12 protein-coding genes are annotated in these 15,290 nt (G+C 67.8%); 5 read left to right on the top strand and 7 right to left on the bottom strand.

Translation table 11 applies throughout. From position 1 onward, the window contains the following. Nucleotides 1–297: 297 nt before the first annotated feature. The 6 genes from MEBOL_RS38635 to MEBOL_RS38610 form a co-directional block, all read right to left on the bottom strand. Nucleotides 298–1,734, bottom strand: coding sequence for a DUF92 domain-containing protein (locus MEBOL_RS38635; RefSeq protein WP_095982098.1), 1,437 nt, complete (start codon nucleotides 1,732–1,734; stop codon nucleotides 298–300). A gap of 81 nt (nucleotides 1,735–1,815) precedes the next feature. Beyond that, entirely contained in the window at nucleotides 1,816–2,307 is a 492-nt protein-coding gene (locus MEBOL_RS38630) for a peptidylprolyl isomerase (RefSeq protein ID WP_095982097.1), read from the bottom strand. Between the two features lie 111 nt (nucleotides 2,308–2,418). Next, the gene (locus MEBOL_RS38625; RefSeq protein WP_095982096.1) at nucleotides 2,419–2,964 is read right to left on the bottom strand and encodes a hypothetical protein; all 546 of its coding nucleotides are present in this window, start codon (nucleotides 2,962–2,964) and stop codon (nucleotides 2,419–2,421) included. Between the two features lie 104 nt (nucleotides 2,965–3,068). Continuing rightward, on the bottom strand, nucleotides 3,069–4,526 hold the full coding sequence (locus tag MEBOL_RS38620) for a hypothetical protein (RefSeq protein ID WP_095982095.1): 1,458 nt from the start codon (nucleotides 4,524–4,526) through the stop codon (nucleotides 3,069–3,071). A 21-nt stretch (nucleotides 4,527–4,547) separates the two neighbouring features. After that, nucleotides 4,548–5,813, bottom strand: coding sequence for a hypothetical protein (locus tag MEBOL_RS38615; protein WP_095982094.1), 1,266 nt, complete (start codon nucleotides 5,811–5,813; stop codon nucleotides 4,548–4,550). 86 nt (nucleotides 5,814–5,899) lie between these two features. Next, the gene (locus tag MEBOL_RS38610; protein ID WP_095982093.1) at nucleotides 5,900–7,417 is read right to left on the bottom strand and encodes a DEAD/DEAH box helicase; all 1,518 of its coding nucleotides are present in this window, start codon (nucleotides 7,415–7,417) and stop codon (nucleotides 5,900–5,902) included. 126 nt (nucleotides 7,418–7,543) lie between these two features. Here MEBOL_RS38610 and MEBOL_RS38605 point away from each other — a divergent pair, with 126 nt between their 5' ends. After that, nucleotides 7,544–8,431: an ROK family protein gene (locus MEBOL_RS38605; RefSeq protein ID WP_157823925.1), complete on the top strand. Its 888-nt coding sequence runs from the start codon at nucleotides 7,544–7,546 to the stop codon at nucleotides 8,429–8,431. Nucleotides 8,432–8,473: 42 nt separating this feature from the next. On the opposite strand, the gene MEBOL_RS38600 is transcribed toward MEBOL_RS38605, so the two are convergent. Then, nucleotides 8,474–9,907, bottom strand: a complete 1,434-nt coding sequence (locus MEBOL_RS38600; RefSeq protein WP_425437587.1) for a glycosyl hydrolase family 18 protein — start codon at nucleotides 9,905–9,907, stop codon at nucleotides 8,474–8,476. A gap of 220 nt (nucleotides 9,908–10,127) precedes the next feature. Between MEBOL_RS38600 and MEBOL_RS38595 the strand changes: the two genes are divergently transcribed. The 4 genes from MEBOL_RS38595 to MEBOL_RS38580 all read left to right on the top strand — a co-directional run bounded on the left by MEBOL_RS38595 (nucleotide 10,128) and on the right by MEBOL_RS38580 (nucleotide 15,199). Further along, a complete protein-coding gene (locus MEBOL_RS38595) occupies nucleotides 10,128–11,603 on the top strand; it encodes an aldehyde dehydrogenase family protein (protein ID WP_095982091.1) in 1,476 nt (491 codons plus the stop codon). 331 nt (nucleotides 11,604–11,934) lie between these two features. Continuing rightward, the gene (locus tag MEBOL_RS38590; RefSeq protein ID WP_245920225.1) at nucleotides 11,935–12,816 is read left to right on the top strand and encodes a diiron oxygenase; all 882 of its coding nucleotides are present in this window, start codon (nucleotides 11,935–11,937) and stop codon (nucleotides 12,814–12,816) included. A gap of 129 nt (nucleotides 12,817–12,945) precedes the next feature. After that, the gene (locus MEBOL_RS38585; RefSeq protein ID WP_157823923.1) at nucleotides 12,946–14,019 is read left to right on the top strand and encodes a methyltransferase domain-containing protein; all 1,074 of its coding nucleotides are present in this window, start codon (nucleotides 12,946–12,948) and stop codon (nucleotides 14,017–14,019) included. 10 nt (nucleotides 14,020–14,029) lie between these two features. Then, entirely contained in the window at nucleotides 14,030–15,199 is a 1,170-nt protein-coding gene (locus tag MEBOL_RS38580; protein ID WP_095982088.1) for an FAD-dependent monooxygenase, read from the top strand. Nucleotides 15,200–15,290: the final 91 nt, after the last annotated feature.

Here is a 15,290-nt window from a genome sequence, read left to right as displayed (position 1 = left end):
CAGGCCGGGAGTCTGGCCCCGGCCGCGCTCGTCCTCTCCTCATGTCCCGGGCGACCCCCAGGCGGCTTCTCCGGGCGGCGGCACGGGGGACGCGCGGTCGCCGCGTCCAGCTCAGGTTTCGCCGTCTGGATGGCGGATGCAAATCCGCCCGATGAAGGCGATGGAGGAGCAGACCGGCAAGCGCGGCCCGCATTCCACGGCGGACTCGCAGGGCCCCGAGCAGTAGTAGCCGCTCCAGCTGTCACCGCCAGCGGCATTCCCTCGAGGATTGCTCGGGTCACTCTACCATCGCTCCCGTCATGCCCAGAAAGCCAGGAGGGCACCCACGGCGGTGGCCATGACATTGACGGTGTCGTTGCCCAACCAGGCCAGGCCTCGCAGGCCCCGGGTGGGGCGGCCACAGTGATGCATCCGGCGCTCCGTTTCCCGGCCACAGGACTCGCACCAGCGCACGTCCTGCACGGTGGCGCCCAGGGCGCTATCGGCCAGCGAGCCCGCGACGCCCGCCACGATGATCCAGGGCAGCGCCGTCCATGACAGGCCCGCGAGCAGGGCGAGCAGTCCCACGAAGGCCGCACCCGCGGTGGAGGCCATGAGACCCATGGCGGACACGGCGCCGGAGGTGCCAGGGGCCACGGGCCGCAGGGTGGTGACCAGGCGGGGCGGTGAGCGCGAGAGAACTCCCAGCTCGGTGGCCCACGTGTCCGCGTTGGCGGCGGCGAAGGCGCCCAGCATCGCCAGGAGGTAGCGTGCGTCTCCCGTGGTGCCCAGGAGCACGGCGGCCAGCGCCGCCACTCCACCATTGGCCAGGGCCTGTCCCAGGTCTCGCGTTCCCGTCTTGGCGTACTCCGCTTCCACCCCGGCCTTGCGCGCGCGGAACGCCTTGGAGAGGGCGCTGGAGGAGAAGAAGAACCCGAGCAGGGCGGCCGTTCCCACCGGGCCCGCCAGTCCGAAGACGGGGAGGCCGATGAGGATCGCGCCGAGCACGCCGCTCGCGCTCAGCGAGCCCCGGGCCCAGGCGGCGACGCCGATGAGCAAGGCACCCGCGGCGCCCAGGCCCAGGCCCGTGACGTGCGCGGCGGGAGTCCAGGCGAGCACGGCTCCGGCGGACAGGGGCACCCAGAGGTTGTCCCGGCCCCGGGTGCCGAGCGCCTCGGCGCAGGTGGCCACCACGGCGCACAGCAGGGCCAGTGGCACCCGGGGCATCTCCGGCGCGAGGCCCGGCATCCATGTGATCGCGGCCAGCACGGAGAGGAAGGTGCCCGCGAGCAGGGCCATCGAGCCCTCCAGGCTCTTGAGCTCTCCGCCAAGCGTCTCATAGCGGTGGCGCCCGAAGCGCCGGCCCACGAGCGAGGCCAGTGCATCTCCCACGGCCATGGCGAGCACACCGCCCGCCGCCACCGCGGGCCGATCCCACGCCAGCCACACCAGGGCCGAGAAGGACAGCGCGAACCAGACGGTGCCCAGGTTGTCGGGGGTGGTCTCCACCGCTCGGAGCAGGCGCTTGCGGTGGATGATCCAGTTGGCCACCGCCGCCGAGAGCGAGGGGACCACGGCCAGCGTCCGGTGCTCGAACAGTCCCAGGATGCCGAAGATCCAGAGGCCCACGCCGACGTGGATGAACTTGCGCGCGAACTCCCGGGACGCGCCCCGGCGCGCGGCCACTTCGCCCACGAGTACGCAGGCACCCACGTAGCCATAGGACAGCAGCAGCGCTTGAAGATCCTGACCCATGGGGGCCGAGTGTAGCGGAACGGGCTTCCGCCTCGCCCGAAACCCCGTGGCGCGGCGGAAGCGGGACGGCTCACCTCAACTTCAGACGATCTCCGCCTTCTGGATGACCACGGGCTCATTCGGCACGTCGTCGTGCATCCCCTTGCGGCCGGTCCTCACCTGCTCGATGCGGTCCACCACATCCTGGCCCTGAACGACCTTGCCGAAGACGCAGTAACCGAAGCCGTTGGCGTCCGCCGACCGGAAGTCGAGGAAGCTGTTGTCCTTCACGTTGATGAAGAACTGGGCGGTGGCGGAGTGCGGCGCCGAGGTGCGGGCCATCGCGACGGTGTACTTCGCGTTCTTCAGGCCGTTGGCCGCTTCGTTCTTGATGGGATCGCGGGTCGTCTTCTCCTTCATGTCGGGGCTGAAGCCGCCGCCCTGGATCATGAAGCCGGGAATCACCCGGTGGAAGATGGTGTCGTTGAAGTGGCCGGACTTCACATACTCCTCGAAGTTGGCGGCGGTGTTCGGCGCCTTCGCGTGGTCGAGTTCCAACACGATGTCGCCAAAGCTCGTGGTCAGTTTGATCATGGTGCGATGTCTCTGGGGGTCAGGGGTTCACTTCTGCTCTTCGGGGGCGCCACCGTAGGTCAGAACGTTTCACTTGTCCCGAGTTGGTGCTGGGGTGGACGCTCCTGGTTATTAGAAGAAGACGTTCATCAACAGGCCAGTGGTGCCGAACGGAATGCTGATGCTGTTGCCGCCATTGTCGAAGCGCAGCGCGAGCCCGAGCGTTCCCGCCACGCTGACGCGAGGCACGAAGAAGTACTCGACGCCCAGTCCGCCCTTCAGCGCGAAGTCGATGTCCCCGTCGTAGGCGAACTGGACGCCGCCTTCGGCGAAGGGACGCAGCGTGCCATTGGTCAGATGGTGACGGAAGGCCGCGTCGACGGAGAGCGCGGCGGTGACGTCCGGCTTGAGGCCCACGCCGAAGCCCAGGTTGAGGCGCAGGGAGTTCTCCGGGCTCACGAACAGGAAGCCACCCACCGTGGGGAGGTTGTTGACACCGAACACGATGCCCTTGGCGCCCGAGACGGCGGCCGTGTCATCCGCCCCCTTGTTGTCCGAGGCCGTCGAGATGGAGGGCGCATCGCTCTCGGCGGGACGCTCGGCGGCCTTCGCGGGAGCGGCGGCGGCGGAACGGGACAGAAAGGTCAGGGCGACGGCGGAGATCAAGGCGAAGCGCACGGGAAACTCCAGGAAGAGGGGTGGGATGAACTCGCGACGGCCTTATAGTCCGACTCCTCGGCGGCAAGGGGAGTCGAGCATTCTCGTTCGCGCGGATTCTGGCGCTACCACTCCTCGTCGGGGACCGTGGATTCGGGGGGAGCGAAGCCGGGAGGGGGCGTTCCCTGGAAGGCCCGGGGGAGCTCCACATAGAGCCCTTGCCCCTCGAGATCCATCACCTCCTGGACACTTACGTCCGCCTTGCGCAGATGGGCACGGGCGCGGAGAACCTTCAGTCGCCACTCGCCATCCACGAGCATCCGGCGATCGACCGGCTCCAGGCCGGGACGAAGGGCGATGAAGCGGCCCTTCACGGGCCACCCCTCGGACGTCTCGCCGTCGAGCCGGAACTCCTTGGCGGCGATGTCGCGATCGAGCTCGGAGTCGAAACGCACGGGGACGAGGACTCCACCTGGGGGAATCTGGGCGGTCCCGAGGGCCGCCTTGGCGAGGACTTCCTCCGTGGGAGGCGTGGAGGAGGGAGCGCGCTCATCCGCGTGATGGAGCTCCGGGCCGTGATGGCGCCGGGTCCTCACCGAGGTCACGGTGATGGGTGTGCGCCAGGGATGCCAGAGCCGGACTGGCACGACGAAGCGTCCGGGTGCCTCCTCCTCGGCGGGCATCGGCTGGGCGAGGAGCAACACCGTTCCCCGGGTCGCGAACGCCTCGAAGGCGGGATTTTTCAACTCCAACGATTTGCGAGCGGTGAGCGCGCGGCCCCGTGCATCGAAGGCCTCACACGTCACGAGGAAGTACGAATACAAGGTTGTCTGAGGGCGCGAGCCGAAGTCATGAACGACCGTGTCCTCGTGCGTCTCCGCCGTCGTACCGTCGCCGAATGACCAGACATACCTGACCGGGACGAAGGGCGGGGCGTCGTCCACGCCGTGCTCCAGGACGGCGTCGAGGTCCGGGTTGTGGCCGATGGGAGAGGCGATGAGCCGCACGACGCCCTCCGTTCCGGGCTCCAGGGCGTGGACGAGCTCGAACTCGTCGGGGACGCGGCAGTCCTTCACCTCGAGGGGCGGAAGGGGGACGGTGACGTGCGTGCCCTCCCGGCCAGAGACGGTCACCGTATAGCCCCCGCGCTCGGGGGGGCCTCCCTGGGGGGAGGGAACGGTGAGGCGGCGCAGCGAGACGACGGGCCCCTCTTCCCCGGCGACGCGGTAGCGCAGGAAGGGCGCCTCCCTTTCATCGGAGGCACGCGCCTGGACGGTGACCAGGACGTCCTCGTTGAAGCAGACGGACGGCTTGTCGAAGGAGATCGTCTCGATGACCGGCGCCCGGGGTGGCGGCAGGCTGGTGATGGGGGGTGTACGGGGGGGCGTGGGCGCCGTCTCGGGCGCGAGGCGCGAGGGGGGTGGAGGGGACGTCCGGGTTGTTCCGCTGCGCGGCGTGGAGTCCGAGCGCTCCTGGCTCGAGGAGACCGGACTCCGGGGGGCCCGCCGTGACAGCAGCCCCATCAGAAGGGCGAGCAGGACGAGACCCGCCAGGACGAACACTGCCTTGCGTTGAGGGCGCATGGAGGACCGGAGCAGGAGGCTTTACGGGAGGAAACCCCAGCGGGAGGTATCGGTCGGTGACGTGCACTTGCAGGTATTGCCGCTCCAGCCCGAGGGGTTGAGCTCATACAGATTGCCGTCGCAATACCCGCCGGTGCACATCCAGTCGAAGAGCGCCTGGGCGGACGCCACGGAACCTCCCGTCCTGTAGCCCTGGGCGCCGATGGACTCATAGAAGTAGCCGCTCGTCTCGATGTCGGTGCCGGAGGGGCCGTCGCTGCCCGAGCCCCATTGCGCGACGCGGTAGCCCCCCGTGAACGCGAAGTCATGGCCGAAGGCCCAGCCCTCGGCGGGATCGGTGTAGAGCCATCGCGCGCAGTCGCTCTTGTTCTGGCACTCGACGGCCCGGTCCCATTCCCAGCTACAGAATTCGGGCCGGCTCGTCGCGCGGGGAAGCGGCTCCTTGCTCTGGAAGTAGGCCCCGCTACCGGCGCAGACATCGGTCCCCACACCGGTGACGGCCGCGTGGCTCTTGGTGCAGCAGGTGTCGTGCGCATGGGCGCCTGGATTCGCCTTCATCGCCGTCCAGCCATACGCGTCGCGCAGGTAGCCCGTGGGATCCCCACTGTCGTGGAGGCACGTGGGCGTGTTGAAGATCACCGAATCACAATTCGAGCCATCGCCCGCCAGGCCGTGCGCGTAGTCGAGCGTGTCGAAGGCGATGGCGTTGTCGTGGTTGTCATTTCGCCAGAACTGGACGCACTCCGGGTCATGACCGGCGTGCCCCGCCGAGGGATAGATCTTCACCCAGGCGGTGACATGCTCCGTGCCATAGCCTCGATTGCCCGGCCAGACGCGGTAATAGTCGGTCTCCGCGACCTGGACGGTCTGGCTCAGCAGACGCCCCTTCTTGTCCTTGTCCTTCGCCTGCCGCCAGTGGTGACTCGCCCGCTGGACGGGGGCGTTCGTGGCCGAGTCCCAACTATAGACATGGAGCGGCGTGCCATTGTTCCAGCGCTCGATGGGGGCGCGTTGGTTGTTATAATGGTAGTCCGACCACTGTTTGTTGCGGGTGTAGACGGTCACGCTGATGATCGAACCCGCGGGGAGATACCACCAGCCCTGTTCCCGGCGCTCCCAGCCGCCGGCCGCGTAGAACTTGACGCTGGAGGAGGCCCACGCGTCGCACGCATTCAAGACGTGCGGGGTGTACTGCTGGGCCTCCGACGGCATGGGTGTCAGGCATGCCGCGAGGCTCAGCCACGACAACAACACCCACCCGCCGCGTCCCTCGCCGCATCCGCTCATGCGCTCAACCCCCAGCTCTCATCCATTGGAAGGAGAGCCACTTCATCTCGGAAGGTGGGGCGAGGACAACTCCCGCGCGTGCGGGCCTACCGGCCGCGCCGGCCTCGCGAGGGGGCTCCCGCGCCACGGGAAGGACCTGTCTTGCGTCCGCCCGCCTTTCCTCCGGGACGCTTGGCGCCCCGGGGTCCACTCCGGCTCGGACCGGGGGACTTTCCTCGCGGCGTTGCCTTCTCGCGCCTGTCTTCGCGCCTGTCTTCCTTGCCCTTGGGGCGGCGCGTCCCGTGTGCCTGGGCGCCGCCACGGCCCGTGGCCTCACGGCGGGGAGGCTTTCCTCCACGTGTCTCCTTCCCCTCGCCGCTCGGGCGGGGAGCGGGACGCGCCGGGGTCCGTGGGGCAGTCCGTGGGGCAGTCCGTGGGGCGTCCAGCGCGTCCAGCAACTCCTCGTCCTCGCTTCGGGCCCGGAAGGCCGCGAGCGCCGCGCGGAAGGCGGCATCCTCGCGCGGCACCTCCACGCGCGGCAGGCGCATCCGGGTGATGCGCTCGATGGCGCTCACCGTCTCCTCGTCCCGCTCGGTGATGAAGGACGAGGCGCGTCCGCTCGCGCCCGCTCGCGCCGTGCGGCCGATCCGGTGCACGTAGTCCTCCGGGGAGTGGGGCAGGTCGAAGTTGATGACGTGACCGATGTCATCCACGTCCAGTCCGCGTGAGGCGATGTCGGTGGCCACCAGGCACCGGTACTGGCCCCGCCGGAAGCCCTCGAGCGCCTGACGGCGCTGTCCCTGGGTGCGGTCGGCGTGGATGGTGGCCGTCTTGTGGCCCGCGCGCTTGAGGTAGTCCTGCACCTTCTCGGCGCGCTCCCGGGTGCGGGTGAAGACCAGCGTGCTCAGTTGATCCCGGCCGAGCAGCGTGATCAGCAGGGGATACTTCTCCTCCGAGCTGACCTCGTACACCCGTTGAGCGGCGCGCGCGGCGGGGGTTCCGCTCGGTGTGACTTCCACCCGGACGGGCTTGCGCAGCGTCTCCTGGGCGAAGCGGGTCACGTTGTGGCTGAGGGTGGCGGAGAACAGGAGCGTCTGACGCTCGCGGGGAAGGGCGGCGAGCACCTGCTCCAACTCGGGCGTGAAGCCCATCTCCAGCATCCGGTCCGCCTCGTCCAGCACGAGCATGCGCACGGCCGAGAGGTTCACCGCGCCCGTCTTGAGCAGATCCGCCAGCCGGCCCGGGGTGGCGAGCACCAGGGAGGGCTTCTGCCGGACCGCCTCTATCTGGGCCGCCATGTCCGTGCCGCCGATGACCACCGCCTGGGTGATGCCGCGCGGCGCTCCGAAGAAGGCGGCCTCTCCGGCGATCTGCTGGACCAGCTCCCGCGTGGGCGCGAGCACCAGCCCGGTGGGACCGGGGCCGCTGGCCACCCGCTCGACCAGGGGCAGGAGGTAGGCGGCGGTCTTGCCCGTGCCCGTGACGGCGCAGCCGATGACGTCGCGTCCGGCGAGCGCGGGCGGGATGGCCTGGGCTTGGATGGGGGTAGGGGAGGCGAAGCGGGCACGCCGCACCGCATCGAGCGATTCCGGAGACAGACCGAGGGACTTGAAAGAAGAGCTCACCTGGCGGGGCTATCACACCCGGACGCGAGGGGCGACCCGGGCGTTGGGGTCTCCGACTTCGAGGTGGAGATGGAAAACCGCCCCCTCCCGAAGTAGAGCGGGGGGCGTGAGCAGGAGGGTGACGTGATGGCACTGTGGGGAGGCATCGAAGCGGGAGGGACCAAGTTCGTGTGCGCGGTGGGGACCGGCCCGGACGACATTCGCGCCATGGAGCGCATCCCCACCACGACTCCGGAGGCCACGATTGGAGAGGCCCTGGCCTTCTTCCAGGCCCAGCGGCGCCAGCTCGGACCGTTGTCCGCCCTGGGCATCGCGTCCTTCGGTCCGGTGGAGCTGCATCCGGAGTCACCGAAATACGGCTTCATCACCTCCACGGCCAAGCCGGGCTGGAGGGACACCGACATGCTGGGGGCGTTCCGGCGTGCCCTCGACATTCCCGTGGGCTTCGACACCGACGTGAATGGCGCGGCCCTGGGTGAGTACCACTGGGGGGCGGCCCAGGGGCTCGACACCTTCATCTACCTGACGGTGGGCACGGGCATCGGCGGAGGGGGTTTGATCAATGGCCGGTTGATGCACGGCATGCTGCATCCGGAGATGGGCCACTTCCGCCTGCCCCGCGATCCTCGGACGGATCCCTTCCCCGGGGGCTGCCCCTTCCATGGGGATTGTTTCGAGGGGCTCGCGTCCGGTCCGGCCATGGAGAAGCGCTGGGGCCAGCGCGCCGAGTCCCTGCCCGCCGAGCATCCGGCCTGGGCGCTGGAAGCGCACTACATCGCGCTCGCCCTGAGCAGCTACATCTGCACGGTGTCTCCCCAGCGCATCATCCTGGGAGGCGGGGTGATGGCGCAGCGGCACCTCTTTCCCCTCGTGCATGCCGGGGTGCGCCAGGTGCTCAACGACTACATCCAGGCGCCCGCCCTCACCGAGCACATCGCGTCGTACATCGTCCCGCCCACCCTGGGGGAGCGCGCGGGCGTGCTGGGGGCGCTCGCCCTGGCGCGCGCCACGTGAAGACGGGCGGGTCCCCTCGGAAGGGAACCCGCCCGCCGGGCCTCACTGCGCGACGAGCTCGAACTGATCGAACGCCGCCCAGTTCTGGGCCTGGGCATCGCTGTAGACGCCCACCTCGATGTTGCCGTTGGTCACCTGGATGTTGTTGATGGTGTACTTCGTCCAGGTGGAGACGGCGCCCGAGCCGATTTCGGCCGTCACCTCGGCGCCGCCGTGGTTCTTCGCGTACAGGCGCAGGGCCTTCTGGCCACCGCCGGAGCGGGCCCAGACGCTGGCGCGGTAGGTGCCGTTGGCCACGCTCCTGGACTGTCCGCTCACCTGCTGGTAGGCGGCGGAGGCGTAGTGGGTGAGCTTGGAGCCGCCGGTGTACGGGAAGTCCGCGTCCACCTTGTGCGCGAGCGCGCTGCTGTGCCACTCGGAGTTCCAGCCGGTGAGCCCGTTCTCGAAGCCCTCGTTGGTGAGCAGGTTCTGGCCCGTGGGCGGCGGGGTGGTGCCCTGGGCGGACTGGTAGATGGCCGTCAGCAGCGAGGCGCTGCCCTTGGCGTCATCGGAGATGTCCCAAATCATGACGCCGCCGCCGCGCTGCATGGCCAGCTTCGTCTTGGCCTGGATGGTGGAGATGCCGTTGTAATAGACGTTGCCGACGTTGTCCTTGTAGGGCGCCTGGGAGTCCTGGGCGACCAGCGCGGCGTAGCCCACGTAGGACGAGGGCGAGCGGCCGTAGAACGGCACCCCGAGCACCGCCTTGTCCTTGGGCAGGCCGCGGCCGAGCCAGTAATCCAGCGACTGCACGGCGTAGTTATACGTCGAGTGGGGCTGGCCGCCGTCGTAGGCCATGATGTTGAGGAAATCCACGTCGGCGAAGGTCGCGGTGGGCACGCCGCCGCCCGTGTAGCCATTGGCGACGACCGCGGCGGTGAGCAGCTTGCCGCGCGAGTGCATGGCGGTGCCCAGCTGCTTCATGAGCGCCGCGTAGTTCTGGGACGAGGTGCCCGGGTCCGGGTACTCCCAATCGATGTCCACGCCGTCCAGGCCGGCCTGCGTCACGTAATTGACCAGGTTGTTGACGAAAGCCGTGCGGGCGGTGGCGTTGGCGGCGAGCTGCTCGAAGCCGGAGTCATTGCCGTCGTTCCAACCGCCCACGGCGATGAGCACCTTGACGCCCTTGGCGTGCGCCGCGGTGACGAGCGACTTGAGCCGGCTGTCCCCGCTTCCGGGGCCGGTGAGGCCCCCCTGCGCCGTGGGCACCACGAAGGAGTAGTTGATGTGGGTGAGCTTGTCGAACTGGATGTCGGCGACGTTGCCATTCCAGGTGGGAAAGTAGCCGACGACGCGGGTGGCGAGCGCGGCCTGCTCCTGGGTGCCCCGCGTGTCCTCCGTGCTGGCGTCCGTCGTCTGTCCAGAGCACGCCATCAGCGAGGAGATGAACACGGCGCCCAGGGTCAGTTTCCGAAAGGGGGATGAAATGTGGGGCAAGGGGGGCTCTCCTGACTCTTGAGATTTTTTTGTTTTACTGCTTTAAGGGGAATAGAGGCGATTACTCTTTTTTTAGGGTTAATGATGTCATTGGTCGTTTCCGGTGCATTCGCACGAGGTGCCGTCCGCGAGCCCCATGTCGCGCCGCGGCGGGCTCCCGATTGTGTGTCAGACGCGGGCATATCCTCGCGCGAGCCATTCGTTCTCCGTGCTTCCTGAAATGCCCTCCTTTTCCCTGGATTTGAGAGAACCCGTCGCGTTGTTCGTGGACGGGCACGCCACTCCCGCCGTGGCGGGCCGACACTTCGTCAACCTCCATCCCGCGACCGGGCTCCCCGTGAATGAGGTGGCGTTGGGCGAGGACGACGACGTGGATCGCGCGGTGCGCGCGGCGAAGCGCGCGTTCAAGGGACCTTGGGGCTCCTGGCCGCTCGCCCGGCGTCTCCTGGCGCTCGAGGCCGTCGCCCGGGGCATCGAGGCGAACGCCGAGGCGTTCATCGCGGCCGAGGTCTCCGACACGGGCCGGCCCCGGCACATGGCCGCCTCCTTCGATGTTCCTCGCGCGGTCGACAACTTCCGCACGTTCACGCGGCTCGCGGCCCATCTCCCGGCCGAGAGCTTCCTGACGGATACGCCCGAGGGCGGCGCCGTCTCCTATTCGCTGCGGGTTCCCCTGGGGGTGATTGGGCTCATCTGTCCCTGGAACCTGCCCCTGGCGCTGCTGACGTGGAAGCTCGCGCCCGCGTTGGCGGCGGGCAACACGGTCGTCGTGAAGCCCTCGGAGGAGTCGCCCTCGTCGGCGACGCTCCTGGGCCGCATCATCCAGGAGGCGGGAATCCCCGATGGCGTCTACAACGTGGTCCACGGCTTCGGGGACACGGGCGCGTCGCTCGTGCGCCACCCCGAGGTCGCCGCCATTTCGTTCACGGGAGAGAGCGGGACGGGCCAGTCCATCATGGCCGCGGCGGCGCCGGGCTTGAAGAAGCTGTCGTTCGAGCTCGGGGGCAAGAATCCAGCGCTCATCTTCGCCGACGCGGACCTCGAGCAGGCCATCGCCACCACGGCGCGCTCCGTCTTCCTGCATGCCGGGCAGATCTGCCTTTGCAACGAGCGCATCTACGTGGAGCGCCCCGTGTTCGAGCGCGTCGTCGAGGGAATCCGCGCGGCGGCGCGTGCGCTCAAGCCGGGTGATCCCTTCCGCGCGGAGACCACCTTGAGCCCGCTCATCTCCGCCTCGCACCGGGACAAGGTCTTCTCCTATTTCAACCGGACCCGGCGGGAGGGGGCCACCGTGGTCACCGGGGGAGGGATCGCCGAGCTCGATGAGCCGTGGCGGGGAGGTTTCTTCGTCGAGCCCACGGTCTGGACCGGCGTGCCGGCCGAGTCCCGGGCCCGGACGGATGAGATTTTCGGGCCGGTGTGTTTGATCGAGCCCTTCGACGCGGAGGAGCAGGCGCTCGCCGCGGCCAACGACTCCCAGTATGGCTTGTCGGCGACCGTGTGGACCTCGAATGCCGCCCGCGCCAACCGTCTGGCGAGACAGCTCGATGTCGGGACGGTGTGGATCAACACCTGGCTCATCCGTGATCTGCGCATGCCCTTCGGTGGCACCAAGCGAAGCGGGCTGGGCCGCGAGGGGGGGGTCCACTCATTCGAGTTCTTCACCGAGTTGCGATCCATCATCAGTCGGTTTTGAAATGGACCCGGGGCACTGGTTCACGGCATGTGTGCCATTGGGTGAATAATCGTTTCAGCACTAGACACTCGCAACCCGATCTGATAGGTAACAAAAATTCCAACAGGGTTTCATGCAGAGGTCCTCGCGAGAGCGGGGCACTGGCCTCCCCCCGGACGCCAGCAGGGGCGTCGTGTGGGATTGGAGTATTCAGGGCAATACCTTGTCACATTCGCTTCACGGCTCCGTGAACGCGGACCCCGAACCACGAGAGGCCTGGTGGCACATGAACTCGGTTCCTCAATACCGGTCCCCATTCAACCAATGGGAAGAGCGTGCCGCCGTGCGGTCCATGTCGATGGACTTCTCCGAGCTGGAGCGGGATGCGCAGGGCGAATGGTTTCACGCCGAGGCGTCGGGGATCGCGAACCATCCCGAGGTCATCGCCCGTGGCCGCAGGCAGGACGTGCTGGCGGCCTTGCTGCTGGGCTATCTCGACTTCACCTTTCATCTGGAAGCGCGCTGCATCGAGCCCGTGGGACGAGACATCTCCCTGCACCGGTTGGATGCGCAATATGATGCGCAGATGGCGCGGGATGCGATCCGCGTGCAATGTGATGAGGCTTTTCATGCGCTCATGTGTGCGCAGCTCGCCGATCATGTGAAGAGCAGGGTGGAGTTGTGCCGTGTCCCCTTTCCGGAACATCTGTATTTCCGCCGGGTTCGCGAGCTCGAGGCGTCCACGCGCAATAGCTTGAGCGCGGAGCAGTATGCCTTCTGCGTGGCGGTGGTGTCGGAGACGGTCATCACGGACTCGCTCCAGAAGGATTGGCAGAATCTCTCGCTCCGTCCGTCGGTCCGGGAGGTGCTTCTGCAGCACTACAAGGACGAGGTGCGGCACAGCGCCTACTTCTCGCAGGCCCTGCGGATTGTCTGGCCGCAGTGGTCGGAGGAGGTGAAGAGGACCATGGCCCCCCTGTGGTCGGAGCTGGTGCTGGCCTTCACCCGCATTGACGCGGAGCTGTCGAGGGTCGCGCTGCGGATGGCCGGGTTCTCCGAGCAGGACGCGCAGCGCATCCAGGAGGAGACCCTGCGGACCCTGGGGCCCATGGCGGATCGGGGTGTTTCCTACAAGTTGACGTTGCGCGCGTTTCGAGAGGCGGGCGTGCTGGGCGGACAGCGCGAATACGAGGAGCTGGCCGGAGCGCTCTCGCCGAACGCGCTCGTGCCCTGACGGGCTCACGCGCGCGGACAGGGATTGATACTTGGAGTGAATGACCACTCCACCAACGAGGTGCCCACTCGAGCATGGCATCCAAGCGATTGTGTGCTCGGGCGCACCGGTTCATGACGAGGAATGAAGATGGGTGATGTGAAAGGCGCCGTTGACCGGGAGAAGGTGAAGGGGTTCGCCGAGCGAGTGATCTCCGATGTGGGAGCCTCCATGCATGGCGCGCTTTCATACCTCGGAGATCGCCTCGGTATTTTCAAGGCCATGGCCGGGGCCGGGCCGATGACGGCGCGGGAGCTGGCGGAGAAGACGAAGCTCTCCGAGCGCTATCTCCTGGAGTGGCTCAACGCCATGGTGGCGGCGCGATACGTCGACTACCAGCGCGATGGCGCGAAGTACCACCTCCCGCCCGAGCACGCGGCGGTGCTCGCCAACGAGGAGTCTCCGGCGTTCATGGGCGGCTTCCTCCAGGTGACCGTGCCGGTGGTGAGCATGGCGCCCCGGATTGGCGAGGCGTTCCGTGACGCCAAGGGCGTCTCCTACGCGGATTACAACCCGGAGATGGCGGAGGTCTTCGAGCGCATCTCGGCGCCCCAGTTCAAGCACAAGCTCGTGCCGCACTGGATCCCGGCCATGCCGCACGTGTACGAGAAGCTCCAGGCGGGAGGCCGGGTGCTCGACGTGGGCTGTGGCAGTGGCGTGGCGGCGCTGACCCTGGCCCGCGCCTTCCCCAAGTCCCAGGTGGCGGGCATTGACTATCACCAGGGTTCGATCGATCGCGCGAACGCGAACGCGAAGGCCGAGGGACTGTCGGATCGCGTCACGTTCAGCGTCGAGAACGGCACGGGACTTCCCGCGGATTCGTTCGACCTCATCACGTCGTTCGCGGTGGTCCACGACTCGGTGGATCCGCTGGGCCTGATGACGGCCGCGCGCAAGGCGCTCTCCCCCACGGGTTCCTACCTGCTGGTGGAGGACAACGTGTCCTCGCACGTCGAGGAGAACATCAACCCCCTGGGACGGGCGGTGTACTCGCTGAGCACGCTGTATTGCATCACCGTGTCCATGGCGTACGGCGGCGCCGCGCTGGGCGGGGCCATGGGCGAGGGCAAGACGCGCGAGCTGGCCGAGAAGGCTGGTTTCGGCTCGTGTCAGCGGCTGGTCGTGGATGATCCGTTCGTGGCCCTTTTCGAGCTTCGTCGCTGAGGGCACGCGCATGGAACACGTGGACGTGGTGATCATCGGTTCGGGGCCCGCGGGAATCAGCGCGGCCCTGAGTCTTCAGAAGCTGGCGCCGGAGCTGATGGGCCGCACCCTCGTCCTCGAGAAGGGAACCCACCCTCGGGAGAAGTTGTGCGGGGGGGGCGTCACCGCGCTGGTGGATCCCCTCCTCCAGTGGTTGGACATTCCCTGGGAGCGCTTCGATTCACCCCACATGGCCGTGCGCACGGCGCACCTGCGCTTCGAGGGATGTGATGTGACGCTGCGCTTCCCGGGAGGCAAGGCGCCCGTGTTCCGGGTGTTCCAGCGCAGTGAGTTCGACGCCCGGCTCGTGGACATCGCCCGTGAGCGGGGCGTGCGGATCCAGGAGGACACCTCCGTCCTGGGGATGGAGCGGGTGGCGGAGGGTCTGGTGTTGCGCACGTCCAAGGGGGACTTCCACGCGAAGGTCGTGATCGGCGCCGATGGCTCGAAGTCCCTCGTTCGCCGGTGGATGGATCTCCCCTCCACGGGACAAGCGGCGCCCGTGTCCAGGTTGATGGAAGTGCTCACCCCGGAGGTCGCCGAGCGGACGCCCGAGTTCACGGAGCAGAGCGCCGTGTTCGACTTCAGCCGCGTACCGGATGGCATGCAAGGCTATCTCTGGGACTTTCCCAGCTTCGTGGAGGGCCGCCCGATGATGAATCGGGGCATCTTCGACAGCCGGCTCCTGCATGATCGTCCGCTGGCGTCGCTCGTGCCGATGCTGGATGATTACCTGAGCGCACGGGACCGCTCCCTGGCGGAGTGCGAGCTGAAGGGTCATCCGGAGCGTTACTACGAGATCGACGGCACCTACAGCGTGCCGCGCATCCTCCTGGTGGGAGATGCGGCGGGCGTGGATCCCATGGCGGGAGAGGGAATCTCCTGGGGCATGAAATACGGCCCCCTGGCCGCGGAAGAAGTCCGCCAGGCCTTCGCCACGGGGGATTTCTCCTTCAAGGGATACAGCCAGCGCGTGGCCGAAAGCGAGATGGGACAGGGGTTGGCCGCGCGGGTCCGGCTTGCTCGCTTCCTCTACTCACGGAGCCGCCGTTTCTACCGGATCGCATGGCCCGTCTTGAGGCAACTCACCCGTGGGCTCAACGCTGTTTCCGATGGCTATGCGCGCATCTCGCGTGCATAGGCCGTGCTCTTTTCCAGGAGACTTGTTGCTTTCTGAAAAAGAGGATAAACTGTTTTCCGCTCAACGCGGACCGCCTTGAATTGGTTGGGAG

The sequence above is a fragment of the Melittangium boletus DSM 14713 genome, assembly GCF_002305855.1.
GTDB classification, from domain to species: domain Bacteria; phylum Myxococcota; class Myxococcia; order Myxococcales; family Myxococcaceae; genus Cystobacter; species Cystobacter boletus.
This window is presented reverse-complemented; position numbering and strand designations above follow the sequence as displayed.